Source organism: Pseudoflavonifractor capillosus (assembly GCF_016899775.1).
In the GTDB taxonomy this organism is placed as follows: domain Bacteria; phylum Bacillota; class Clostridia; order Oscillospirales; family Oscillospiraceae; genus Lawsonibacter.
In genome coordinates, this window is the sequence record NZ_JACJJE010000003.1 from 22,911 (window position 1) to 45,650 (window position 22,740).

The window sequence follows — 22,740 nt, forward strand, 5'->3', positions numbered from 1 at the left end:
GAGGTGACCCCATGACGGAGTATTACATCCCCACCCAGGCCAGTGAGACGGAATTTGTGGAGAAACGCTCCCGATTCATCGGCCACGTGTGGCGGGTGGACAGCGAGGAGGAGGCGCGCGCCCGCATTGAGGAGATGAAGAAGCGCTACTACGACGCCCGGCACAACTGCTGGTGCTACCTGATCAAGGACGGCCCGGTGCGCTACTCCGACGACGGAGAGCCCCAGGGTACGGCGGGGCAGCCCATGCTCAACGTGTTTCAGCGGGAGGGCGTGGTCAATGTGGTGTGCGTGGTCACCCGCTACTTCGGCGGCATCCTGCTGGGGGCGGGCGGCCTGGTCCGGGCCTATACCCAGAGCGCCAAGGACGCCCTGGACGCGGCGGGGATCTCGGTGGTCCGCCGGTGGGTGGAGATTCTGCTGCCCTGCTCCTACGCCCAGTACGAGCGGGTGAAGCTGGAGACCGAGGGCTTCGGCGGCGTCATCGCCGAGGCGGACTACGGGGCGGACATCGCCCTCACCGTCCTGCTGCCCGAGGAGCGCTGGGAGGACTACCTGGCCCACATGCTGGACATCACCGCCGGGACCGTGGAGGGCATGGTCTGCGGCGAGCGGTTTCAGGACGTGCCCTGGCGGGCGCCCATAGAGAAGGAGGAGTGACCATGGAAGGGACTGCGGTAAACACTCTGTTGGCCTGTATGGAGAACTACAACGAGGCGGTGAAAAAGATGACCGCCAAGCTGCGTCCGGGGGACGGACTGCTGGGCTTTGGCCGGGACCCCAAGCGGGATCCCTGCCACATGGAGTTTTATGAGGCCGTGGGGGAGGCGGTGGGCCGGATGGTCCAGGAGGGCCTCACCCCGGCGGAGGCGGAAGAGACCGTACGGTTTTTGGTCACCCTGGCTCAGGAGGAGCGGTATTTTGACCTGACCCAGCCCATGCGGGAGGCCGTCCAGGGCCACGCCCGAACCTTGGTCCCCCTCCTGGAGCCGGAGACGGCCCGGGAACTGGCCGCCTGGTACAATAAAACGTATCCCCGCCGCCGCCGTCTGCCGGTGCAGAACCAGCTGCTCAAGGAGCTGGAGCGGCGGGCCAATGGAAAATAGGAATAGAACCGCTTGAGGGCCGGAGCTGGTATTAGCTCCGGCCCTCAGATTGTCAAAAAACCGCTGTAGAGATGAATCTGATCAAATTGGGGCGGGGGAGCTCGAGGGGGCAGCCGCCCGCCTCGAATGGGATCAAATGCCCCGGAAGCCTTGCTGTGCAAGGATTCCGGCAAGCGAAGCGCGGACTTTTGCGCCGCAGTGCGGCGCAAAAGTAACGGCATTTTTCAGGCTGTCGAAAAAGTCCAGGGACTTTTTCGACAGCCTGAGGGCCGGAGCTGGCATCAGCTCCGGCCCTTTTTGCATCTGCCGGCGGATTTGTCCTTGACAGAGGTGGGGCATAAAAGTATAATTAGTAATACAAGTAATACCGTGGAGGAGAGCAAAAGATGGAGGCCGGAAAATACATGAGCTCCGTGAAGGTGGGACCCAAGGGACAGATCGTCATTCCCAAGGAGGTGCGGGAGATGTTCCAGATTCAGCCGGGGGACACCATGCTGATTTTGGCCGACGCCCAGCGGGGCATCGCCCTGGAGCGCTACCAGGTGTTTGAGCAGATCGCCGACGCCATCTTTGCCGAACGGGCCAAGGAGTTCTACCCCGAGCACAGCGAGTCGGACTCCCGGGCCTTTGCCCAGGCCATCCGGGAGCTGAAGGATCCGAAGAACACGGAGGAGGGGTGAGGCCGTGGCGCGCATCGCCTTTTTCAGCATCTACGCCTTTGGCCACACCAATCCAACCCTGGCCGTGGTGAGAGAGCTGACCCGGCGGGGGCATCGGGTGCGCTACTACTCCTTTTCCCCATTTCAGAAAGCGATCGAGGCGGCGGGTGGAGAGTGCGTCCTGTGCGACGCCTATCTTCCGCCTCCTCGCCCTGATGTGGACCGCCAGGTGGGCCGGGATTTTGCGGGGCTGGTGGAGATGATTACGGACACCACCCTGGCCATGGACGGCCCCATCGGCCGGGATCTGCGGGAGTTTGCCCCCCACTGCGTGGTGTCCGACTCCCTGTGCTTCTGGGGAAAGCTGTGGAGCGCCAAGCTGGGGCTGCCCTACGTGTGCTCCACCACCACCTTCGCTTTCAACCGGGAGACGGCTGGGATGATGAAGCAGACGCCGGGGCAGCTGTTCCGCCTGCTGATGGGGCGAGGGCGCATCCGGCGGTGTATGAAACGGCTGCGGGAGGCGGGATACCCGGTGAGCGGCCTGCTGGACCTGATTCAGAACAGCAATGACACGGACACCATCGTCTACACCTCTCGGGCCTTCCAGCCCAAGGCGGATACGTTCTCCTCAAAATACGCCTTTATCGGTCCGTCCATCCCGGAGCAGATTGGAGCGGGGGAGGCGGAGTGGAAGGGGTGCTGCTACATCTCTCTGGGGACGGTGAACAACCGGAACCTCCCTTTTTATCAGGCGTGCATTGAGGCCCTCCGGCAGGAGAACTTCCCCGTGGTGATCTCCGTGGGGGAGCAGACCGACCTGGCCGTCTTTCGGGACGTGCCGGAGCATATATTCCTCCGGCCCAGGGTGGACCAGCTGGCGGTGCTGGCCCGGGCCGGCGTGTTTGTGACCCACTGCGGCATGAACAGCGCCAGCGAGGGCCTCTATTTTGGAGTGCCCCTGGTCTTGTACCCCCAGCAGGCGGAGCAGGGGCTTGTGGCCCGGCGGGTGGAGGAGCTGGGGGCGGGGCTCCGGCTGAAGAGGACCTCGCCGGAGGCCGTTCGGGCGGCGGTGCGCCAGATCCGGGAACAGCAGTCCTACCGCAGCCGGGCCCGGGAGATCGCCGCCGGATTCCGGGAGGCCGGGGGATACCGGCGGGGGGCGGACAAGATTTTGGAGGCGGCGGCCCGGGGAGGAGGGACTTGTGCGGAACATACCCCTATGCTATAATCCAGGCATCTAACAAAAGACAAAGGAGGCATACCGTGAAGCTTCAATACTGTGTGAACCGGACGGGGGCCATCCCCCCGGAGAAGCTGGCCCTCACCGGCCTGGAGGTGCAGAAGGCGGCCCAGACCTTCCACAGCACCATTCCGGGCTATGAGGCCACCCCGCTCACCGCTCTGGACCATCTGGCCCATCGGCTGGGGGTGTCCCAGGTGCTGGTGAAGGACGAGTCCAGGCGCTTCGGCCTGAACGCCTTCAAGGCCCTGGGGGGCAGCTATGCCATGGCCCGGCATCTGGGGGAACAGCTGGGGCTGTCCCAGGACCAGCTCACCTTTGAGGCGCTGGGGACGCTGGAGGCCCGGGAGAAGCTGGGGGAGCGGACCTTCGTCACTGCCACCGACGGCAACCACGGCCGGGGAGTGGCCTGGGCCGCCCGGCAGCTGGGCCACCGGGCGGTGGTGTACATGCCCAAGGGGAGCGCCCGGGAGCGGCTGGAGAACATCCGGGCCCAGGGGGCCCAGGCGGAGATCACCGACCTGAACTATGACGATGCGGTGCGCCTGGCCGACCGGATGGGCCGGGAGCACGGCTGGACCCTGATCCAGGACACCGCCTGGCCGGGGTATGAGGAGATCCCCGCCTGGATCATCCAGGGCTACACCACCATCGCCCAGGAGATCGCGGACCAGCTGGAGGAAAAGGGCTGGGAGAAGCCCACCCACCTGTTTCTCCAGGCGGGGGTGGGCAGCTTCGCGGGGGCCATGCTGGGCAGCTTTGCCGCCCGGTGGGGCAAGGACTGTCCCGTCACCTGCGTCGTGGAGCCGGACCGGGCGGACTGCCTCTACCGCAGCGCCAAGGCGGGGACCATCACACCGGTGACCGGTGACCTGGACAGCATGATGGCCGGCCTGTGCTGCGGCGAGCCCTGCACCGTCAGCTGGCCCATCCTCCAGAGGGGGGCAGCCGCCTTTGTGTCCTGCGGGGACGAGTACGCCGCCCGGGGCATGCGCCTGCTGGGCCGGCCCGAGCCGGGGGACCCGGCCATCATCTCCGGGGAGTCCGGGGCGGTGGGCGTGGGGGTGCTGGCCGCCATCCTGTGCGAGGAGGGGCTGGAGGACCTGCGCTGGACCCTGGGGCTCAATGAGAACTCCCGGGTGCTGTGCATCAGCACCGAGGGGGACACCGACCGGGAGAACTACCGCCGGGTCTTGGATGGCGCGCGGTTCTGAAAACGCCGCTGCTCTCCCGGCCTGTGCTATTATTTGCAATTTTTAGCAGCCTTGGGCGGACACGTTTGTGTCCGCCCTTTCCTTGTCCCTGCCCAAAATGGCGGGGGTTCCGCGGCAAGAAATATTTGAGCCCCATAGAATCATCTGCTATAATATTTCTAACATAAAGGCAGAAAACAGATGGGAGATTCCGGCCTGGAGCCGGATCTGCGCCGAGGCGGTTTCCGCAGGGCGCACTCCCATGTGGGAAAGGACGGGTACGCCATGGCTGGAAAAACGCCGTACACGGTGATTGTGGCGGATGACGAGGACGAACTGCGGGAGGCGGTCTGCATGATGACGCCCTGGCAGGACTTTGGCTTCTGCCTGGTGGGGAGCGCCAGCAACGGACTGGACGCCCTTCAGCTGGTGGAGAAGCACGAGCCGGACCTGCTGATCACGGATATCCGGATGCCCTTCATCTCTGGAATCGAACTGGCCCGGCAGGTGCGGGAGATCCGCCCCGCCACCAACATCGCCTTTCTAAGCGGCTACGACGACTTTGAGTACGCCCAGCAGGCGATCCAGTACAACATCATCAGCTATATGCTCAAGCCGCTGACCATGGAGGGGATAGCGGCGGAGCTGCGGAGAATCCGGGAGAAAATCGACGCCCAGTTTGCCCGGTTCCGGCAGGCGCCCTCCAAGATGCATGGGGTGGATCTGCAGGCCGCCATGCTGATGCCCCTGGTGCTGGACGACTACGCCGATCCGGAGGGAGCGGTGCAGGCGGAGGAGTACGCGCGGCAGTGCGGCCTGCTCCGGGATCTGGACGACCGGCCGTGCTGTACGGTGATGGTGTCCGTCCTGCTGAATGAGGGCGGGGCCAACTGCACCACCCCTGCCTTTGTGGCGTCGGTGGACCAGCTGGCCGCCAAATACCTGCGCTGCGTCAGCTTCTACACCTCCGGGAAGGTGGTTTCGGTTCTGATGGGCAGCCCCTCGGATTTCAGCGAATACCTGCATATTCTGGCCGACGAGATTCCGCAGATGGCGGAGCGGGTTTTGGGCAGTCAGTGCCGCATCGGCGTCAGCCGCATGGTGCACACCCTGACCGCCCTCCACGACGCCTACCGGGAGGCGATGGACGCCCTGCGCCAGGGGGACGGCGCGGAGGGAGGGACGCATTTCAGCCGGGACCTGGCCCCCGCCGCCAAGGGGGGCTCACTGTTGTGCCAGCGGGCCCTGGACGCCTTGGATCAGCTCTATATGGATGCGGACCTGTCCCTGGTCTCCCTGAGCGAGCGGCTGGACGTAAGCCCCAACTATCTCAGCGCCTGCATCAAAAAGTACGCCGGCGAGACCTTTATGAACATCCTGATCCGCAAGCGGATGGAGGCGGCCCGGGAGCTGCTGTCCACCACCCCACTCAAGGTGCAGGAGGTTGCTGGCCGGTGCGGTTATACCGATCAGCACTATTTCAGCTACTGTTTCAAAAAATACTGCGGCGAATCGCCCAACGCCCTGCGCCGCAGGACGGAGCAGGAAAGGGAAGGGTGAGGCGGCGTGAAGAGGGATATTTCCCGGCCGGGGCCCCGGACGACCACCATTCTGGTCGCTATGGTGGTAGGGGTAGTGGCCATTATTCTGTGCTGCTGCATTGTGCTGTTCCTGGACCGCTACCGCAGCGCTATGGTGCAGAGCGCCCGGACCGGCAGCGCCCAGACGGTCTCCCAGGTGTCCAGCACGGTGGGAAACTACCTGCGGGACATGGACCAGGCTATGGAACTTGTGGTGCGTTCCATGTCGGAGCCGCAGCAGAGCCGGGATGAGCTGCTGTCCGCCTTTTTACAGTTCCGGCCCGACGTGGTGGCCGTTACCAGCTACTCGGAGGCGGGGGAGCTGGTGGAGTGCTGGTCCCTGGGCCGGGAACCCCGGAAGGAGATCTTCCAAAATCTCTCCTTTGACTTGGATACGGCCCGAGCCTCCGACGGCCCCTATATGAGCACCCCCCATGTGGAGACCATCTTTGAGAGCTACTACCCCTGGGTGGTCACCATGACCGCATCGCTGGAACAGGGGGGCGAGGCCGCCTGGGTGTCCCTGGATCTGAGCTTCTCCAATATCTCCAACCACATCAACAATGTTGGCATCGGCCAGCGGGGCTACTGCTTTTTAATGGACCGCATGGGGAACATTATGTACCACCCCCAGCAGCAGCTGCTGTATGCGGGGCTGAAGTCGGAGGACACCGCGGCCCTGGCCGCCCTGGAGGACGGCACCTATGTGGAGGATACCGTGATCTATGCCGTCACCAGCGTGGAGGACAGCAGTTGGCGGGTGGTGGGCGTCAGCTTTGTGGACGAACTGGTCAACCGCAGCGTGCGGGAGATGATCGGGATCTCCGCCGGCCTGGCGGGTCTGGTGCTGGCGGCTGCCCTGCTGACCAGCTGGATTCTGTCCCGGATGCTGAGCCGTCCCCTGTGGGGGCTGGCCTCCGCCATGGAGCGCTTTGAGCGGGACGCCGACCACTTTTCCTACCGCCCGGTGGGGGGCACCCGGGAGGTGCGGGAGCTCTCCCAGTCCTTTGGACACATGGTGCTGCGGATTCAGCAGCTTATGTCCACTGTGCGGCAGGAGGAGATCAATCTGCGCAAGACTGAGCTGAAGGCCCTCCAAGCCCAGATCAACCCCCATTTTCTGTATAATACCCTGGACTCCATCGCCTGGATGTGCGAGCGGGGGCGGAACGCCGACGCGGTGAATATGGTGCACGCCCTGGCACGGCTGTTCCGCATCAGCATCAGCCGCGGCCACGAGCTCATCCCCATCGCCAAGGAGATCGAGCACGCCGAGAGCTATCTCCAGATCCAGAAGTACCGCTACAAAAACCAGTTCACCTATGAATTTGACGTGGACCCGGGGTGCCTGGATTACTACTGCAACAAAATCACCCTGCAGCCCATCATTGAAAATTCCATCAACCACGGCCTGGATCTTCTGGTGGAGGAGGGGCGCATCCAGGTGGAGGTGCTCCAGGACGGGGAAGACATCCTGTTCCGGGTACGGGACAACGGCGTGGGTATGAGCCAGGAGCAGGTGGACGCCATTTTGGAGCAGGACCCGGAGGACCGCACCGGCATCGGCATTCGGAATGTAAACGACCGGCTTCGGATCTATTTCGGAGCGCCCTATGGTCTGAACATCACCAGCGAACTGGATGTGGGCACCTGTGTGGAGATCCGGATGCCCAAGGTGAGGGAGGGAGAATATGAGGCGAAATAGGCGTGCCGTTCTGTGGGGGGCGCTGGCCCTCGCCCTTCTGTGCGGCTGCGGCGGGGAGCAGGACGCGTCCCAGCGGCACTCGGTGGCCCTGGTGGTCAAATCCACCCAGTCGGAATTTTTCCGCTCCGTCTTTGCCGGGGCGGAGGCCGCGGCCGCGGAGTACAATTTAGAGCTGAGCATCGCCGGTCCGGAGACGGAGGAGGACTACGAGACCCAGAACCGGCTGATCGCGGAGGCGGTGCGGGCCGGGGCGGAGGCCATTGTGTTTTCCGCCATTGACCAGGAAGAAAATGCTGCTGCCATTGACGCCGCCGCCCAGGCCGGGCTCCAGATCGTAACCATCGACAGCAGCGTGGACTCCGACCAGGTGAGCACCTACATCGGCACCGACAACTACGCCGCCGGACAGATGGCGGCCGACGCCGTTCTGGATCGGGTATCCGGCCCCCTGTATGTGGGGGTGGTCAATTACGACGTGAGCACCGCCAACGGGCAGGAGCGGGAGCGGGGAGCGTCCGACGCCTTCGCTGCCAGCGGCCGGGCGGAGATCACCGCGGTGGTCAACACCCTGACGGAGGCCGGCCGGGCCCAGGCGGATACCGCCGCCCTCCTGACCGAACACCCGGAGATCAACGTGCTGCTGGCCCTGAATGAGCCCACCAGCGTGGGCGCGGCCCAGGCCGTGAAAGCGCTGGGCCGCTCAGAGGATGTGTTTTTTGTGGGGTTTGACTCCAATGTGGTCACCGTGGACGGGCTGCAGGACGGGTGTGTGGACGCCCTTGTGGTGCAGAACCCCTACGCCATGGGCTATCTGGGGGTGGAGAGCGCCTATCAGCTGCTTGCTGGGCAGGGCGGGGCTCTGGATGAGACGGTAGATACCTCCACCCGGGTCGTGGATCGGGACAACTTGTTCACATTGGACAGCCAGAAGGCCCTGTTTTCCTTTGAAGAGCACCTGGATTAGACGTTTTCCACAAAAATGAAGTGAAAATTTTTTGCATATTATTTGCCCTGGATAAAATTTTAACTTTTTTTCAGTGGTTTTTTCCCTTGCTTTTTTGTGCATTTTCCTCTACTATAAACTTATCTTAAATAGAGTTTTTGTGCTCTATTTAAAACATGAGAAAAGGAGAATTGCTATGAAAAAAGCTCTTGCACTGACCCTGGCCGCCGCTATGGCCCTGGGCCTGGCTGCCTGCGGCAATGGCGGAGGAACCTCCAGTGCCGGTTCCACTTCCGGCTCTAACTCCGGTTCCACCTCTACCACCGAGGTCGCCAACAAGGACAAGCCCCTGGTCTGGTTCAACCGCCAGCCCTCCAACAGCTCCACCGGCGAGCTGGACATGAACGCCCTGTCCTTCAACGACAACACCTACTACGTGGGCTTCGACGCCAACCAGGGCGCCGAGCTGCAGGGCGAGATGGTCCTGAAGTACATCACCGACAACATTGACACCATCGACCGCAACGGCGACGGCATCATCGGCTACGTCCTGGCCATCGGCGACATCGGCCACAACGACTCCATCGCCCGTACCCGCGGCGTCCGCTCCGCTCTGGGCACCGGCGTTGACGCCAACGGCGCCATCGATTCCAACCCCGTGGGCACCAACACCGACGGCTCCTCCACCATCGTGCAGGACGGCACCATTGATGTGGGCGGCACCACCTACACTGTCCGTGAGCTGGCCTCTCAGGAGATGAAGAACTCCGCCGGCGCCACTTGGGACGCCGCCACCGCCGGCAACGCCATCACCACTTGGTCCGCCTCCTTCGGCGATCAGATCGACGTTGTGGTCTCCAACAACGACGGCATGGGCATGGCCATGTTCAACGGCTGGTCCCAGGCTCAGGGCGTGCCCACCTTCGGCTATGACGCCAACTCCGACGCCGTGGCCGCCATCGCCAACGGCTACGGCGGTACCATCAGCCAGCACGCCGACGTGCAGGCCTACCTGACCCTGCGCGTGCTGCGCAACGCTCTGGACGGCGTGGACATCGACACCGGTATCGGCACCGCCGATGACGCGGGCAACGTGCTCAGCGAGGACGTGTACCGCTACGATGAGGCCTCCCGCTCCTACTACGCTCTGAACGTGGCCGTCACCGCGGAGAACTATGAGGACTTCCTGGACTCCACCGTGACCTACGCCCCCGTGTCCAACCAGCTGGACGCCGAGGCTCACCCCACCAAGAACGTGTGGCTGAACATCTACAATTCCGCCGACAACTTCCTGGGCTCCACCTATCAGCCCCTGCTGCAGAAGTATGACGATCTGCTGAACCTGAACGTGGAGTACATCGCCGGCGACGGCCAGACCGAGGCCAACATCACCAACCGCCTGAGCAACCCCAGCGCCTATGACGCCTTCGCTATCAACATGGTGAAGACCGACAACGCGGCCTCCTACACCGCTCTGCTGAGCCAGTAATCGGACCCGCGGCCGGTTTTACCGGCGGCTGAATCAGGTAATATGACACGCTATTAGGGAGAAGGAATTCTTCGTTCGGGAGAAATAGATCTCCCTTCGGCAGAAGGAATTCTCCCTAATAGCGCTTTTTTGAGGGAAAGATCCGGCAGAATCGGACTTTTTACGGAAACTACTACTACATAAACGGGAGTAACGAGAATGGCAGATACGAAAGACGATATCGTCCTGTCGATTCGCGGTATGTGCAAGTCTTTCGGCCGCAACCGGGTGCTTGACCATATCAACCTGGACGTAAAGCGTGGAACGGTCATGGGACTGATGGGCGAAAACGGCGCCGGTAAGTCTACCATGATGAAGTGCCTGTTCGGCACCTACCAGAAGGACGAGGGAAAGATCTATTTGAACGGAAAGGAAATCAGCTTTTCCGGTCCGAAAGACGCCCTGGAAAACGGGATCGCCATGGTCCACCAGGAGCTGAACCAGTGCCTGGAGCGGAACGTCATCGACAACCTGTTCCTTGGACGTTACCCCACCAATTCCATGGGGGTCGTGGATGAAGGTGGCATGAAAAAGAAGGCCTCCGAGCTGTTCCGTAAGCTCGGTATGACCGTGAACCTGACCCAGCCGATGCGGAACATGTCCGTTTCCCAGCGGCAGATGTGCGAGATCGCCAAGGCAATCTCCTACAATTCCCAAGTAATCGTCCTGGACGAGCCCACCTCCTCTCTGACAGTCCAGGAGGTGGACAAGCTCTTTGAAATGATGCGGATGCTGAAGGAGCAGGGCATCGCTCTGATCTACATCTCCCACAAGATGGATGAGATCTTTGAGATCTGCGACGAGATCTCGGTCCTGCGGGACGGCAATCTGGTCATGACAAAGGCCGCCAAGGACACCAACATGAACGAGCTGATTACCGCCATGGTGGGCCGCTCCCTGGAGAGCCGCTTCCCTCCGGTGGACAACACACCTGGCGACACCATTTTCTCTGTCCAGCACCTCTCCACCAAATACGCCCCCCATCTTCAGGACATCTCCTTCGACGTGAGAGAGGGCGAGATCTTCGGCCTGTACGGCCTGGTGGGCGCTGGACGGACCGAGCTGCTGGAGACCATCTTCGGCGTGCGCACCCGAGCCGCGGGCCGCGTCTACTTTAAAAACCGGCTGATGAACTTCAACAACGCCAAGGAGGCCATCGAGCATGGCTTCGCCCTGATCACTGAGGAGCGCAAGGCCAACGGCCTGTTCCTCAAATGTGACCTGACCTTCAACACCACCATCGCCAGTCTGGAGCAGTACAAGACGGGCCTGGCCCTGTCCGACTCCAAGATGGTGAAGGCCACCAACAAGGAGATCAAGATCATGCACACCAAGTGCATGGGGCCGGACGACATGATCACCAGCCTGTCCGGCGGCAACCAGCAGAAGGTCATCTTCGGCAAATGGCTGGAGCGGGAGCCCCAGGTCTTTATGATGGACGAGCCCACCCGCGGCATCGACGTGGGCGCCAAGTATGAGATCTATGAGCTGATCATTCAGATGGCAAAGCAGGGCAAGACGATCATCGTCGTCTCCTCTGAGATGCCCGAGATCCTGGGTATCACCAACCGCATCGGCGTCATGTCCAACGGACGCCTCTCCGGGATTGTGAACACCAAGGAGACCGATCAGGAAGAACTTTTGCGACTGAGTGCAAAATACCTATAATGGGAGAAATTGCATATGGCAACGGAAAACACAAAGATTCTCACGGCGGAACAGGAACAGCAGCTCCGCCAGCCGATCGACGAGTATGTCGGCGGCATCCAAGCAAAGATTGACGCCCTGCGCAAGGACGGTACCGACCAGGTGGTCGAGATCCAGAGCAGCATGGACAGTCTGAAGCGCGACCGCATCTACACCCAGCAGGAGAAAGAGGCCAAGCTGGCCCAGCTGAAGGCCGAGCTGGAGAAGGCCAAGGCCGTGGAGAGCCAGAACAAGGGCGAGGTGGACAAGCTTATCGCCGAGGCGGAGAGCTATCTGAACAGCCACTTCGGCGAGTACTACCAGGCCGTGGTGGAGAGCGGAAAGGCGGAAAAGGTCCAGGCTCAGGAGAAGTACCAGGCCGCCGTGGCCCAGCTCAACAAGGAGCACCAGGAGACCATGGCCAAGCTCAGCGACCAGCAGGAGATCAAGGACGAGAAGTACGTCTATAAGAACCGCCTGTTTGACGCGAAGATGGACCTGAACAAGGACCTCCAGGAGATCAAGGACCGCCAGCATGCCGCCTTTGATCACAAGTACCACCTGATCGACATGCTGCGCATGTCCAAGTTCACCTTTGCTGAGACTGTGGCCCAGCGCTGGGAGAACTACAAGTACACCTTCAACCGCCGGGACTTCCTGCTGAAGAACGGCCTGTATATCGCCATCATTATCATCTTCATCGGCCTTTGTATTGCCACCCCCATCCTCAAGGGCGGCACTCAGCTGCTGACGATGAACAACGTCCTGAACATTCTCCAGCAGGCGTCCCCCAGAATGTTCCTGGCTCTGGGCGTGGCCGGCCTGATCCTGCTGGCCGGTACCGACCTGTCCATCGGCCGTATGGTGGGCATGGGCATGACCGCCGCCACCATCGTGATGCACCAGGGACCCAACACCGGCGGCGTCTTTGGACACATCTTCGACTTCAGCACCATGCCGGTGCTGGTGCGGGTCCTTCTGGCCCTGGTGGTGTGTATCGTTCTGTGCACCGTGTTTACCACCATCGCCGGATTCTTTACGGCCAAGTTTAAAATGCACCCCTTTATCTCCACCATGGCCAATATGCTGGTCATCTTCGGCCTGGTGACCTACTCCACCAAGGGCGTGTCCTTCGGCGCCATTGATCCCAGCATCCCCGGCATGATCATTCCCCGGTTCAACGGCTTCCCCACCATCATTCTGTGGGCTGTGGCCGCGGTGGTCGTGGTTTGGTTCATCTGGAACAAGACCACCTTCGGCAAGAACCTGTTCGCCGTGGGCGGCAACCCTGAGGCCGCGTCGGTCTCCGGTATCTCCGTGTTCTGGGTCACCGTGGGCGCCTTCGTGCTGGCCGGCATCCTGTACGGCTTTGGCTCCTGGCTGGAGTGTATCCGCATGGTGGGTTCCGGCTCCGCCGCTTACGGTCAGGGCTGGGAGATGGACGCCATCGCCGCCTGCGTGGTGGGCGGTATCTCCTTCACCGGCGGCATCGGTAAGATTTCGGGCGTGGTCGTGGGCGTGTTTATCTTTACCGCTCTGACCTACTCCCTGACCGTGCTGGGCATTGACACCAACCTGCAGTTCGTGTTCTCCGGCATCATCATCCTTGTGGCTGTCACGCTGGACTGCCTCAAGTACGTCCAGAAGAAGTAATTCTTCTCATTTGTGCAGAAAGCCGCTGCAAGGCAGACATAGGAATCCGTCTGCTTTGCGGCGGCTTTTCCCCGGCTCTCCGGCCGGGGCGGCGCCGCGTCAGAAGGCCCCATAGAATGCTTGGAAAAGCAGGCGGGCTGTGCTATGATAAAAAGACAGAAGACCGGGCCGGACGGAATCAACAGACCGGCCGCCCGGAGAGAAAAAGGAGTTCGGATGACCATGCATAATTTGGGCGAAGTACGCACTGCGCTGGCGGCCGGCGAGCTGGACGAGGCTCTGGCCCGCCTGATGTGCGGGGACCCCGCGCCCGGCCGGCAGCGGGTATCCCAGCTGCTGGACGGTTTTCAGCGGACCTTCGGCGGGGGGGAAGACACCCCTGTGACGCTGTGTTCCGCACCGGGCCGCACGGAGATCTGCGGCAACCACACCGACCACCAGCACGGCAGGGTGCTGGCCGCGGCGGTGAACCTGGATTTTTCGGCCTGCGCCGCCCCCAACGGCACCAACACCATCCGCTTCCAGTCGGAGGGCTGGCCCCTGGTGGAGGTGGAGCTGGACACCCTGGACCCCAGGGAGGAGGAGAAGGAGTCCACCGCCGCCCTGGTGCGGGGGATGGCTGCCCAGGCCGCCCGGCGGGGCTACCCTGTGGCGGGCTTTGACGCCTACGCCCTCTCCGACGTGCTGCCTGGCTCCGGCCTGTCCTCCTCGGCGGCCTGCGAGGTGCTGCTGGGCGTCATCGAAAACCACCTGTTCTGCCGGGATGAGCTGACTGCGGTGGAGATCGCCCAGATGGGCCAGAAGGCGGAGAACCTCTACTTCGGCAAACAGAGCGGCCTCATGGACCAGACCGCCTCCTCCGTGGGAGGGGCCGTGGCCATCAACTTCGCCGACCCGGCCGACCCGGTGGTGCGGTCGGTGGCGGTGGACCTGAACGCCCTGGGCTACGCACTGTGCATCGTGGACTCGGGGGCCAGCCACGCCGCCCTCACCGGCGAGTACGACTCCATCCCCAAGGAGATGCGGTCGGTGGCCGCCTTCTTCGGCAAAAACGTGCTGCGGGAGGTGGACGAGGCCCAGGTGCTGAGCCATCTGCCCCAGCTGCGGGAGGCGGCGGGAGACCGGGCGGTCCTCCGGGCCCTCCACTTCTTTGCCGATGACCGGCGCGCGGAGCAGGAGGCCGACGCCCTGGAACAGGGAAACATGGAGGCCTTCCTGACCCTGGTGGAGCAGTCGGGCCGCTCCTCCTGGGAGCTGCTCCAGGACATCACCCCCACCGGGGCGGTCCGGGAGCAAGCCATGGCCGTGGCCCTGACGGTGGCCGAGCGGGCCCTGAACGGCCGGGGCGCCTGCCGGGTGCACGGCGGCGGCTTCGCCGGCACCATCCAGGCCTTTGTCCCCCTGGACCTGCTGGAGTCCTTCAAATCCCAGGTGGAGAGCGCGCTGGGCGCGGGCAGCTGCCACGTGCTGAGTATCCGCCCCGTGGGCGGCACCGTCCTCTGGGGCTGATTTTCGATCGGAATCGAAGAAAGGAGCGCATAGAACTATGGCGATCTTAGTATTGGGCGGAGCCGGCTACATCGGCTCCCACACGGTATATGAACTCATCGACGCGGGCCGCGAGGTGGTGGTGGCCGACAACCTTCAGACCGGATTCCGGGCCGCCGTCCACCCCAAGGCGAAATTCTATCAGCTGGACATCCGGGACAAGGGCGCCCTGGACACCCTGTTCCAGGCGGAGCACATCGAGGGCGTGATCCACTTCGCCGCCTCCTCCCAGGTGGGGGAGTCCATGTCCGACCCTTTGAAGTATTACGACAACAACCTCCACGGCACCATGGTGCTCCTGAGGTCCATGGTGGAGCACGGGGTGGATAAGATTGTCTTCTCCTCCACCGCCGCCACCTACGGCGAGCCCGAACGGGTGCCCATCCTGGAGGACGACAAGACCGTCCCCACCAACTGCTACGGCCAGACCAAGCTGGCCATGGAGCACATGATGGGCTGGGTGTCCAAGGCCCACGGTCTTCGGTATGTGGCTCTGCGGTACTTCAACGCCTGCGGCGCCCACCCCTCCGGGGCCATCGGCGAGGCCCACAACCCGGAGACCCACCTCATCCCCATCATCCTCCAGGTGCCCCTGGGACAGCGGGAGGCGGTGTCCATCTTCGGCGACGACTACCCCACCAAGGACGGCACCTGCATCCGGGACTATATCCACGTCACCGACCTGGCCCAGGCCCACATCCTGGCCCTGGACTACCTGCTCAATGGCGGGGACAACAACGTGTTCAACCTGGGCAACGGCGTGGGCTTCACGGTGAAGGAAGTGGTGGACGTAGCTCGGGCGGTCACCGGCCACCCCATCCCGGCCAAGATCGCCCCCCGCCGGGCGGGCGACCCGGCCCAGCTCATCGCCTCCTCCGAGAAGGCCATCCAGGTGCTGGGCTGGAAGCCCAAGTACAACGACCTGAACACCATCGTGGCCTCCGCCTGGGCCTGGCACAAGAGCCACCCCCACGGCTTTGAGGAGGGATGAACATGGAACGGGATCAGGCCATTGCCAAGCTGATCTCCTACGCCCTGGACAAGGAGCTGATCCAGCCGGAGGAGAAGATCTGGGCGGTGAATGCCCTGCTGGAGGCCCTGGAGCTGGACGGCTGCACCCTGCCGGAGGGAGTCTCCTGTGGCGCGGAGGAGCTGCCCCAGGTGCTGGATGCCCTGCTGGACGACGCCTATGCCCGCGGGGTGCTCAAGGAGAACTCCATCGTCTACCGGGACCTGTTTGACACCAAGCTGATGGGGGCGCTCACCCCCCGGCCCGCCCAGGTCATCGGGAAGTTCCAGTCCCTGCGGGAGCAGGACCCGAAGAAGGCCACCGACTGGTACTATCAGTTCAGCCAGGACACCAACTATATCCGCCGGGACCGCATTGCCAAGGACGTGCAGTGGAAGACGGACACCCAGTACGGGGAGCTGGACATCACCATCAACCTGTCCAAGCCGGAGAAGGACCCCAAGGCCATCGCCGCCGCCCGGAACCTGCCCGCCTCCAACTACCCCCGGTGCCAGCTGTGCGCCGAGAACGAGGGCTACGCCGGTCGGGTGAACCACCCTGCCCGTCAGAACCACCGCATCGTGCCCATCACCATCAACGGATCCCCCTGGTTTTTGCAGTACTCCCCCTATGTGTACTACAACGAGCACTGCATCTGCCTGAACCGGGAGCACGTGCCCATGAAGATCGACCGGGCCTGCTTTGCCAAGCTACTGGACTTTGTGGGGCAGTTCCCCCACTACTTTGTGGGCTCCAACGCGGACCTGCCCATCGTGGGCGGTTCCATCCTGGCCCACGACCACTTCCAGGGCGGGCGGTACACCTTCGCCATGGAGAAGGCCCCGGTGGAGACGGCTATCTCCTTCCCGGGGTATGAGGACGTCCGGGCGGGCATCGTCAAGTGGCCCATGTCGGTCATCCGCCTCACCGCCCCCCAGCCGGACCGGCTGGTGGACCTGGCCGACCGCATCCTCACCTCCTGGCGGGGCTATACCGACGAGAGTGCCATGATTTTGGCTGAGACCGACGGAGAGCCCCACAACACCATCACCCCCATCGCCCGCCGGCGGGGGGAGGACTATGAGCTGGACCTGGTGCTGCGCAACAACCTGACCACGCCGGAGCACCCTCTGGGCCTCTACCACCCCCACGCGGAGCTCCACCACATCAAAAAGGAGAACATCGGCCTCATCGAGGTGATGGGTCTGGCCGTCCTCCCCGCCCGCCTGAAGGCGGAGCTGGCCGCAGTGGCGGACAAGCTGGTCTCCGGCGGCGATCTGCGGGAGGACCCCCTGATGGCGGCTCACGCCGACTGGGCGGAGGGCTTTGCACCCAACTACACCTTCACGGCGGACAACGCCATGGACATCGTGCGCAAGGAGACCGGCCTGGTCTTTGCCCAGGTGCTGGAGTGTGCCGGCGTCTATAAGCGTACCCCAGAGGGACAGGCGGCTTTCCTGCGCTTTATCCAGCAGGTGTAAACGGCTGAGCTCCAAGAGAAAAGAGAACATCCCGGCTTCGGCGGTCCGCCGAAGCCGGGGTGTTTTTTGCATGTTATTTCGTCAGTAGTCAAATTTGCAGTAGTCGTAGGCATTGATGATGTTGGTTGTCCCCCGCACCGTCCACTGGGGGATGTTGACCCCGTAATTTCGGTGGATGTGGCCGTGGACGAAGTACTTGGGCTGGTACCGGTCCAGAAGCCCCACGAAGCACTGAAATCCCTGGTGGGAGAGGGTGTCAAAGTCGTTGATGTGCCGGGCGGGGGCGTGGGTGAGCAGGATATCGAACCCCTTGTTTTTCCACAGCTGGAACTGCATTTTTCGGATGCGGCGGCTCATCTGCCCCTCGGTGTACATATTGCGGCCGTTCTGATAGCGGTGGGAGCCGCCCAGCCCCAGAATCCGCACGCCCCCGCAGACCACAATGCGGTCCTCCGCACAGATGCAGCCCTCGGGCGGCGAATCCAGAAAGCTGTCGTTGTGGTTGCCCCGGACGTATACCACCGGGCAGCGGGCCAGGGTGGCGAGAAATTCCAGATACTCCCGCCGCAGATCCCCGCAGGCCAGAATCAGGTCGAACTCGCTCAGCTTGCCCGGGGTGTAGTAGTCGTAGTAATAGGCGGACTCCTTGTCCGCGACAGCCAATACTCTCATGTATCCGCCCTCCTGTCCAGACAGCGGGCGGCGTTCCCCCATCCGGTGTTAAGTGTCAGTCTGTTTTTCCTTGGTGGAGGGGACCCCCACAATGCCCACCGTGGCCTTGGCGGCCTCGCTCAGCTCATCATAGGTGGGGATGGAGCCCACGATGTTGTCCACCAGCCAGTCCATGTTGATAATGTCCTCTGTGCTCAAGGTGTCGGACGCTCCAATGATCTGCCGGCCGCCCTGTGCGTACAGGGGGCCGCGGAAGGGGTGGCAGTTCCCGCTGCAGATGCCGTCCCGGAGGATGGCGGCCAGCTTCTGGGCGCTGTCCGGCAGCTTATCCGAGCAGCACAGCTCCACCACGCCGGCGGACATGCCCCAGTAGTAGTTCAGGGCCTTCCGGCTCTCCTGGTACTCCGACTGGAAGGATTTGTTTCGGATGCGCCGCAGCAGCTCCTCGTAGTACACACCCCACCGCCAGACCGGCATGGCCAGGTTTACCTGGCCGTCCTCCCCCACCAGAGAGAGACCGAAGCTGCTGTCCTTCCAGCCTCCCAGCTTGGTGAGGTCCTGGGCGGAGATGAGGCGGATGCCCCGGTCGGTCAGACGCTGGACCGCCGACTCCCCGCTGGACACGGAGGACCACTCCAGATAGACCCGGGTGCGGGGATTGGTCAGCTGGACCCCCAGAGCGAAGGCGTTGATGGAGGCCACCTGGCCGAAAATGGGGTAGTCCCCCACATAGCCGATGCTGTCTCCGCCGGCCAGCGCCCCCGCGATGGCGCCGCTGATGAACTTTACCTCGTACATCCGGGCGTAGTAGGTGCGGATGTAGCGGTGGGAGGTGTTCAGCGAGCAGTTCAGGATGAGCGCCTCCGGGTGGTCCACTGCCGCCCGCAGGCTGGAGGGGAGGAGACGGGGGGAGGTGGTGAAGAGCACCTGACACCCCTCCCGGATGGCCTGTTCCATTACTACCAGGGGATCGCCGTCCAGAGCATTGCAGTAGGCGCAGGTCTCCACCTGTCCGGGAAACACCGCCTCCAGGTGCCGGCGGCCCAGCTCATGCCCATAGGTCCATCCGGAGGTCTCCGGCGCCTTGTCGTGGAGAAAGGCCACCTTTAGGGGCTTTGGGGCCGCTTTTGGGAGCATCTTGGAGAGCAGGTCCCGCTTTCGGGGCTCCTCCTCGGGGGTCAGCTTCACGTCGATGGGCTCTTCCTCCTGCTGGAGGGTGATCTCTTCCCAGGCCCGGGCCACTGCCCGCCGGATCTCCTCACCGCTGACGCCCCGGAGGCTGGGGTAGCCGTAGATCTCCATGTAGGCCAGCATGGCGTCCCCCACCGTGGAGGTGAGCCGCCGGCCGCCGTTGTCCTCATAGGCCCGGCGGAAGTAGTAGTAGGCGGTGGAGAAGCCGCTGCGCTCCTCGTCGGTCCAGGAGTCGCCCACCCGCTTGCCCACCAGCTCCTGGAGGCGGATGTAGCTGCCCGGCTTGGAGAACTCAATGAAGTTGATCCGGCTGCACCGGCAGAAGTCAATCAGCTCATAGTACAGCTCGGACTCCCGGGTATCCGTCCGCTTGGGCAGGATGCGGGTCACATGGGCATAGATGCTGTCCGCCTCAAAATACTTGAGGACGCTGACCCGCTTGTTCCCCTCCGTCACATAGTAGCGGTTCAGGTACTCATAGGCGGAGATGGGGTCCCGGATGCCCTCCTCCAGTTGGGACTGGCACAGTTTTTTCCACTTGAAGGCAAATTCCGACTCCTCTTCCATCAGCGGCATGAAGTTCCGGGCGAAGGCCTGGGTCCGCCCGTCCGTCTGGGTGCCCACCACAAACTCCAGCGGCACCTGGATGGTGCCCAGATCCACCGTCCGCAGCAGATCCTCTTGTGAGACAAATTCGTCCAGAACCGGGAGATAGGGGTACTCCCCCTTGGCGGTGCAGGAGCGAAATTCCTTCTGCGCCCGCTTCAGAGCGTCACGGTAATACTCAGAGGGCATAGCGTCATTCCTTTCCAGCGATAGAAGTGATCGGCAGATTGAAAGGGACAGTTAGTGGGGGGAACGCGGGACCTCAGGCTGTGCTGCGAGGGATATGTAGGTTTTAGAGTAGTCGAGAAAGGCGGCTGCGGCGGCGGAGAAAGGCTGTGCCTTTTTCCACACCAGAACTGTGTTGGACTCCATGCTGGGGGACAGAGGAATAAAGCGGAGCCCCTCGTAGGTGCAGTCCAAGTTCAGGGTAAGAACTCCGCTTCCGCTGTCACGGGCCAGGGAGGCCAGGTTGTAGAGCAGGTTTCCGCTGGCTGTGATGCGCAGTCCCTCGGCGTATGGGCCGAACCAGTTGAGCAGTTCGTTCTGGACGATTTCCCGCCCCGGCATGATCAGCGGAACGGCGGCCAGATCCGCCGGATAGACCCGATCCTTAGCGGCCAGCTTCGAGTCCTCCCGGATCAGGACGCCCCACTGCTCCCGGACCGGCGTGCGGACGAAGCTGTATTTGGTGATGTCCACCGGCTCCTGCAGAAGACCCACGTCCAAAAGACCACGCTCAATGCGCTCTTTGATGTTGTCCGCGTTTCCGCTGTAGATGGTGAAATAGACCAGGGGATGCTCCCGCTGAAAGGCGGTGATCAGCTGAGTCAGGAACCGGGAGCTGCGCAGCTCCCCGCTGCCGACGGCGATAGTACCCGAGAGCTGTTTCTGCCTGTGGTGCAGATCCTCCTTTGTCTTGTTGGCCAGGGATATGATCTCCTCCGCCCGGCGGCGCAGGAGCATGCCCTCCTGAGTAAGGACGATGCGGTGCTTGCTCCGATGGAACAGTTTGACGCCCAGTTCCTCCTCCAGCTGAATCATCTGCCGGGACAGAGTGGGCTGAGTCAGGTGCAAAAGGGTGGCTGCCTTAGTAATATTTTCCTCTCGAGCGACCATGAGAAAATAGTTCAGCACGCGGATCTCCACACGGAACACCCCCTTTTCTCTATGAGGATACCACAGGAGTTCATGAAATTCAACCGAAACAGAATGCGGTCCGCACCCTCAGCCGCCTGCGGCCCGGCAGGCCCTCCGGGTCAGCTGGGCGTAGTGGTGGTAGAGCACACCGAAGCGGTAGACGTAGCCGGGTTTCCACGGCTTGGCCTTTCCGCAGAAGTGGAGGATGGCGGTGTGCTGCATCACCCAGGGCAGGTCGTGGGTCCCGGCGCTGCGCAGCCGGTAGTTGTTGTAGTTGCGGGCGTCGTAGTTCCAAAGGGCGTCGTCCAGGGGCAGGATGCGCCGGCCGTACAGGGCGTTGAGCAGATCCTGGTCGGGGAGCAGCAGCTCCTTTTTGTGTTCGGCCACATAGCGGAAGATCTCCTCCGGGTCGATCTCCCTGCGGGCGGCGGCCAGGTCCATCAGCAGCACGCCGGAGTTGTAGTAGTCACTTCCGCTGTTGAGGCGCATCCGGTTGACGCTGTTGGCCAGCTCTGTCTTTCCCGTATGGGCGGCGGCCGCGAACAGATTGCCCGCCAGGTCGGTCTCCCACAGGGGGCGCAGGGGGTTGAGCACCAGAATGTCCGGGTCCAGATAGAGCACCCGGTCCAGCGTGTCCGGCAGCAGGCGGGAGGCCAGCAGCCGGTAGTACATCTCCTTGGGGTACTGGCGGCTGACTGGGGCGCCCTGGAACAGGGCGTCATCCACCAGCACCGGGAAAAATCCATAGCCGAAGGCGGCGCACTGCCGTTCCACTCCGGCCAGACCCTCCGGAGAGACGGCGCTCTGAAGCAGATACAGGTCCATGTGCTCTCCGGGGTTGTTCAGGCGCAGGGAGGTGAGCAGCACGTGGAGCTGAGGCAGGTAGTGCTCGTCCAATGCGGCTAAAATGGAAATGGTGTCCATGAAAAGATTCTCCTTTCAGATCCCACCGCACGGGAGGCGCTGGGGATGGGGTACAGGCTGTATTGGGCGGCAGACAAAGCGCTGGGAGAAATGGCACAGAGGCTGTTTCCGGAGCATAAACGTCAACCTCCAGGCAATTTGGAGTTCAGGCCCTCCCCCGTCAGCCGGAGGGCGGCGCCCCGGACATGGTCCTTCAGCAGCTGATCCACAAATTGAATCAGGGCCTCCGGGCTCTCCTGGATCTCCCCCAGCAGCCAGTCCTCCATCATGCCGGCCAGCGCCCCCACATAGACCTTGGTCAGCAGTGTGACCTCCCGCTCGTCGGCGGGGTACCGCAGCTCCGCGGCAATCTCCCGGATGGTGTTCTGGATGATGGCCTGGAGATCAGTCCGGAAAAAGTCCTTCAGGTGCTCGCGGCTCATGGAGTGGAGGGCACACAGACAGACCGCCCGGTTTTTCTGGAGATATTGGAACAGCTGGAGCAGGCCGTCCTGCCACAGGGTGACGCCTTCGTGTTCCCGCAGCAGGGCCACGGCCTCCTCCTCGAACATCCACCGCACCGCGTCGTAGATGTCTTCAAAATGGTAGTAGAAGTGCTGCCTGGCCATGCCGCAGGCGCGCATAATCTCGGTTACGCTGATCTTGGTCAGCGGCTTTTGCGCCATCAGTCCCTTGAGGGCGGCGCAGATCTCCCGCTTGGCGGTATCGCTCGCCAAATAGGTCCGTTTTTTCATGCCTGCCTCCCGTACCTGTCCCTTGGGCTCTCTCTTTCCATTCAAATTTAGCACAGATTCAAAAACAGGTCAAGTGTCAGATTTCTGACACTTGACCATATTCTGCATCTTGTATTTGCCGCGTCCATCTCATATACTGAAAG

20 protein-coding genes are annotated in these 22,740 nt (G+C 62.6%); 14 read left to right on the forward strand and 6 right to left on the reverse strand.

Translation table 11 applies throughout. The features are described from left to right. The first annotated feature begins 11 nt into the window (after positions 1-11). Together H6B31_RS01575 and H6B31_RS01580 are read left to right on the forward strand one after the other, a co-directional pair. A complete protein-coding gene (locus H6B31_RS01575; protein ID WP_204896895.1) occupies positions 12-659 on the forward strand; it encodes a YigZ family protein in 648 nt (215 codons plus the stop codon). A gap of 2 nt (positions 660-661) precedes the next feature. After that, a complete protein-coding gene (locus tag H6B31_RS01580; RefSeq protein WP_204896896.1) occupies positions 662-1,105 on the forward strand; it encodes a hypothetical protein in 444 nt (147 codons plus the stop codon). A 132-nt stretch (positions 1,106-1,237) separates the two neighbouring features. Here H6B31_RS01580 and H6B31_RS01585 read toward each other — a convergent pair whose 3' ends face one another. Beyond that, positions 1,238-1,408 carry a hypothetical protein gene (locus H6B31_RS01585; RefSeq protein WP_204896897.1) on the reverse strand — a complete coding sequence of 57 codons (171 nt, stop codon included), beginning with the start codon at positions 1,406-1,408 and terminating at the stop codon, positions 1,238-1,240. A gap of 83 nt (positions 1,409-1,491) precedes the next feature. Between H6B31_RS01585 and H6B31_RS01590 the strand changes: the two genes are divergently transcribed. The 12 genes from H6B31_RS01590 (at position 1,492) to galT (ending at position 17,333) form a co-directional block, all read left to right on the forward strand. Continuing rightward, positions 1,492-1,785, forward strand: a complete 294-nt coding sequence (locus H6B31_RS01590) for an AbrB/MazE/SpoVT family DNA-binding domain-containing protein (protein WP_204896898.1) — start codon at positions 1,492-1,494, stop codon at positions 1,783-1,785. Positions 1,786-1,789: 4 nt separating this feature from the next. Continuing rightward, positions 1,790-2,995 carry a macrolide family glycosyltransferase gene (locus H6B31_RS01595; RefSeq protein ID WP_204896899.1) on the forward strand — a complete coding sequence of 402 codons (1,206 nt, stop codon included), beginning with the start codon at positions 1,790-1,792 and terminating at the stop codon, positions 2,993-2,995. A gap of 35 nt (positions 2,996-3,030) precedes the next feature. After that, positions 3,031-4,221 (forward strand): diaminopropionate ammonia-lyase, encoded by a 1,191-nt coding sequence (gene dpaL / locus H6B31_RS01600; RefSeq protein WP_204896900.1) that lies wholly within the window; start codon positions 3,031-3,033, stop codon positions 4,219-4,221. A gap of 180 nt (positions 4,222-4,401) precedes the next feature. Next, on the forward strand, positions 4,402-5,760 hold the full coding sequence (locus H6B31_RS01605) for a response regulator (protein ID WP_243418793.1): 1,359 nt from the start codon (positions 4,402-4,404) through the stop codon (positions 5,758-5,760). Positions 5,761-5,766: 6 nt separating this feature from the next. After that, positions 5,767-7,485, forward strand: a complete 1,719-nt coding sequence (locus tag H6B31_RS01610; RefSeq protein ID WP_204896901.1) for a histidine kinase — start codon at positions 5,767-5,769, stop codon at positions 7,483-7,485. After that, entirely contained in the window at positions 7,472-8,449 is a 978-nt protein-coding gene (locus H6B31_RS01615) for a substrate-binding domain-containing protein (protein ID WP_204896902.1), read from the forward strand. The genes H6B31_RS01610 and H6B31_RS01615 overlap by 14 nt, the downstream gene beginning before the upstream one ends. Before the next feature lie 175 nt (positions 8,450-8,624). Continuing rightward, positions 8,625-9,917 (forward strand): substrate-binding domain-containing protein, encoded by a 1,293-nt coding sequence (locus H6B31_RS01620; RefSeq protein ID WP_204896903.1) that lies wholly within the window; start codon positions 8,625-8,627, stop codon positions 9,915-9,917. Between the two features lie 198 nt (positions 9,918-10,115). Continuing rightward, the gene (locus H6B31_RS01625; RefSeq protein WP_204896904.1) at positions 10,116-11,624 is read left to right on the forward strand and encodes a sugar ABC transporter ATP-binding protein; all 1,509 of its coding nucleotides are present in this window, start codon (positions 10,116-10,118) and stop codon (positions 11,622-11,624) included. Between the two features lie 15 nt (positions 11,625-11,639). Next, complete coding sequence (locus H6B31_RS01630) at positions 11,640-13,295, forward strand: ABC transporter permease subunit (RefSeq protein ID WP_204896905.1); 1,656 nt, start codon at positions 11,640-11,642, stop codon at positions 13,293-13,295. A 216-nt stretch (positions 13,296-13,511) separates the two neighbouring features. Then, the gene (locus tag H6B31_RS01635) at positions 13,512-14,804 is read left to right on the forward strand and encodes a galactokinase (protein WP_243418794.1); all 1,293 of its coding nucleotides are present in this window, start codon (positions 13,512-13,514) and stop codon (positions 14,802-14,804) included. A gap of 37 nt (positions 14,805-14,841) precedes the next feature. Then, positions 14,842-15,834 carry a UDP-glucose 4-epimerase GalE gene (gene galE, locus H6B31_RS01640; RefSeq protein ID WP_204896906.1) on the forward strand — a complete coding sequence of 331 codons (993 nt, stop codon included), beginning with the start codon at positions 14,842-14,844 and terminating at the stop codon, positions 15,832-15,834. Between the two features lie 2 nt (positions 15,835-15,836). After that, positions 15,837-17,333 carry a UDP-glucose--hexose-1-phosphate uridylyltransferase gene (gene galT, locus H6B31_RS01645; RefSeq protein WP_204896907.1) on the forward strand — a complete coding sequence of 499 codons (1,497 nt, stop codon included), beginning with the start codon at positions 15,837-15,839 and terminating at the stop codon, positions 17,331-17,333. An 81-nt stretch (positions 17,334-17,414) separates the two neighbouring features. Here the strand turns inward: galT and H6B31_RS01650 are convergent, their stop codons facing one another. The 5 genes from H6B31_RS01650 to H6B31_RS01670 all read right to left on the reverse strand — a co-directional run bounded on the left by H6B31_RS01650 (position 17,415) and on the right by H6B31_RS01670 (position 22,597). Further along, on the reverse strand, positions 17,415-18,005 hold the full coding sequence (locus tag H6B31_RS01650; protein ID WP_204896908.1) for a metallophosphoesterase family protein: 591 nt from the start codon (positions 18,003-18,005) through the stop codon (positions 17,415-17,417). Between the two features lie 48 nt (positions 18,006-18,053). After that, a complete protein-coding gene (locus H6B31_RS01655) occupies positions 18,054-19,991 on the reverse strand; it encodes a BMP family ABC transporter substrate-binding protein (protein WP_204896909.1) in 1,938 nt (645 codons plus the stop codon). Between the two features lie 51 nt (positions 19,992-20,042). Next, positions 20,043-20,948 (reverse strand): LysR substrate-binding domain-containing protein, encoded by a 906-nt coding sequence (locus tag H6B31_RS01660; protein ID WP_204896910.1) that lies wholly within the window; start codon positions 20,946-20,948, stop codon positions 20,043-20,045. A gap of 78 nt (positions 20,949-21,026) precedes the next feature. Continuing rightward, entirely contained in the window at positions 21,027-21,863 is an 837-nt protein-coding gene (locus tag H6B31_RS01665) for a glycosyltransferase family 8 protein (protein ID WP_204896911.1), read from the reverse strand. Between the two features lie 122 nt (positions 21,864-21,985). Then, complete coding sequence (locus tag H6B31_RS01670) at positions 21,986-22,597, reverse strand: TetR-like C-terminal domain-containing protein (RefSeq protein ID WP_204896912.1); 612 nt, start codon at positions 22,595-22,597, stop codon at positions 21,986-21,988. Positions 22,598-22,740 lie beyond the last annotated feature (143 nt).

What these genes read in the sequence shown, in the direction of transcription:
- H6B31_RS01575 (WP_204896895.1), top strand. Translation starts at nt 12, where the DNA reads ATGACGGAGTATTACATCCCCACCCAGGCCAGTGAGACGGAATTTGTG.
- H6B31_RS01580 (WP_204896896.1), top strand. Translation starts at nt 662, where the DNA reads ATGGAAGGGACTGCGGTAAACACTCTGTTGGCCTGTATGGAGAACTAC.
- H6B31_RS01585 (WP_204896897.1), bottom strand. Translation starts at nt 1,408, where the DNA reads ATGCAAAAAGGGCCGGAGCTGATGCCAGCTCCGGCCCTCAGGCTGTCG.
- H6B31_RS01590 (WP_204896898.1), top strand. Translation starts at nt 1,492, where the DNA reads ATGGAGGCCGGAAAATACATGAGCTCCGTGAAGGTGGGACCCAAGGGA.
- H6B31_RS01605 (WP_243418793.1), top strand. Translation starts at nt 4,402, where the DNA reads ATGGGAGATTCCGGCCTGGAGCCGGATCTGCGCCGAGGCGGTTTCCGC.
- H6B31_RS01615 (WP_204896902.1), top strand. Translation starts at nt 7,472, where the DNA reads ATGAGGCGAAATAGGCGTGCCGTTCTGTGGGGGGCGCTGGCCCTCGCC.
- H6B31_RS01620 (WP_204896903.1), top strand. Translation starts at nt 8,625, where the DNA reads ATGAAAAAAGCTCTTGCACTGACCCTGGCCGCCGCTATGGCCCTGGGC.
- H6B31_RS01625 (WP_204896904.1), top strand. Translation starts at nt 10,116, where the DNA reads ATGGCAGATACGAAAGACGATATCGTCCTGTCGATTCGCGGTATGTGC.
- H6B31_RS01630 (WP_204896905.1), top strand. Translation starts at nt 11,640, where the DNA reads ATGGCAACGGAAAACACAAAGATTCTCACGGCGGAACAGGAACAGCAG.
- H6B31_RS01635 (WP_243418794.1), top strand. Translation starts at nt 13,512, where the DNA reads ATGACCATGCATAATTTGGGCGAAGTACGCACTGCGCTGGCGGCCGGC.
- galE (WP_204896906.1), top strand. Translation starts at nt 14,842, where the DNA reads ATGGCGATCTTAGTATTGGGCGGAGCCGGCTACATCGGCTCCCACACG.
- galT (WP_204896907.1), top strand. Translation starts at nt 15,837, where the DNA reads ATGGAACGGGATCAGGCCATTGCCAAGCTGATCTCCTACGCCCTGGAC.
- H6B31_RS01650 (WP_204896908.1), bottom strand. Translation starts at nt 18,005, where the DNA reads ATGAGAGTATTGGCTGTCGCGGACAAGGAGTCCGCCTATTACTACGAC.
- H6B31_RS01655 (WP_204896909.1), bottom strand. Translation starts at nt 19,991, where the DNA reads ATGCCCTCTGAGTATTACCGTGACGCTCTGAAGCGGGCGCAGAAGGAA.
- H6B31_RS01665 (WP_204896911.1), bottom strand. Translation starts at nt 21,863, where the DNA reads ATGGACACCATTTCCATTTTAGCCGCATTGGACGAGCACTACCTGCCT.
- H6B31_RS01670 (WP_204896912.1), bottom strand. Translation starts at nt 22,597, where the DNA reads ATGAAAAAACGGACCTATTTGGCGAGCGATACCGCCAAGCGGGAGATC.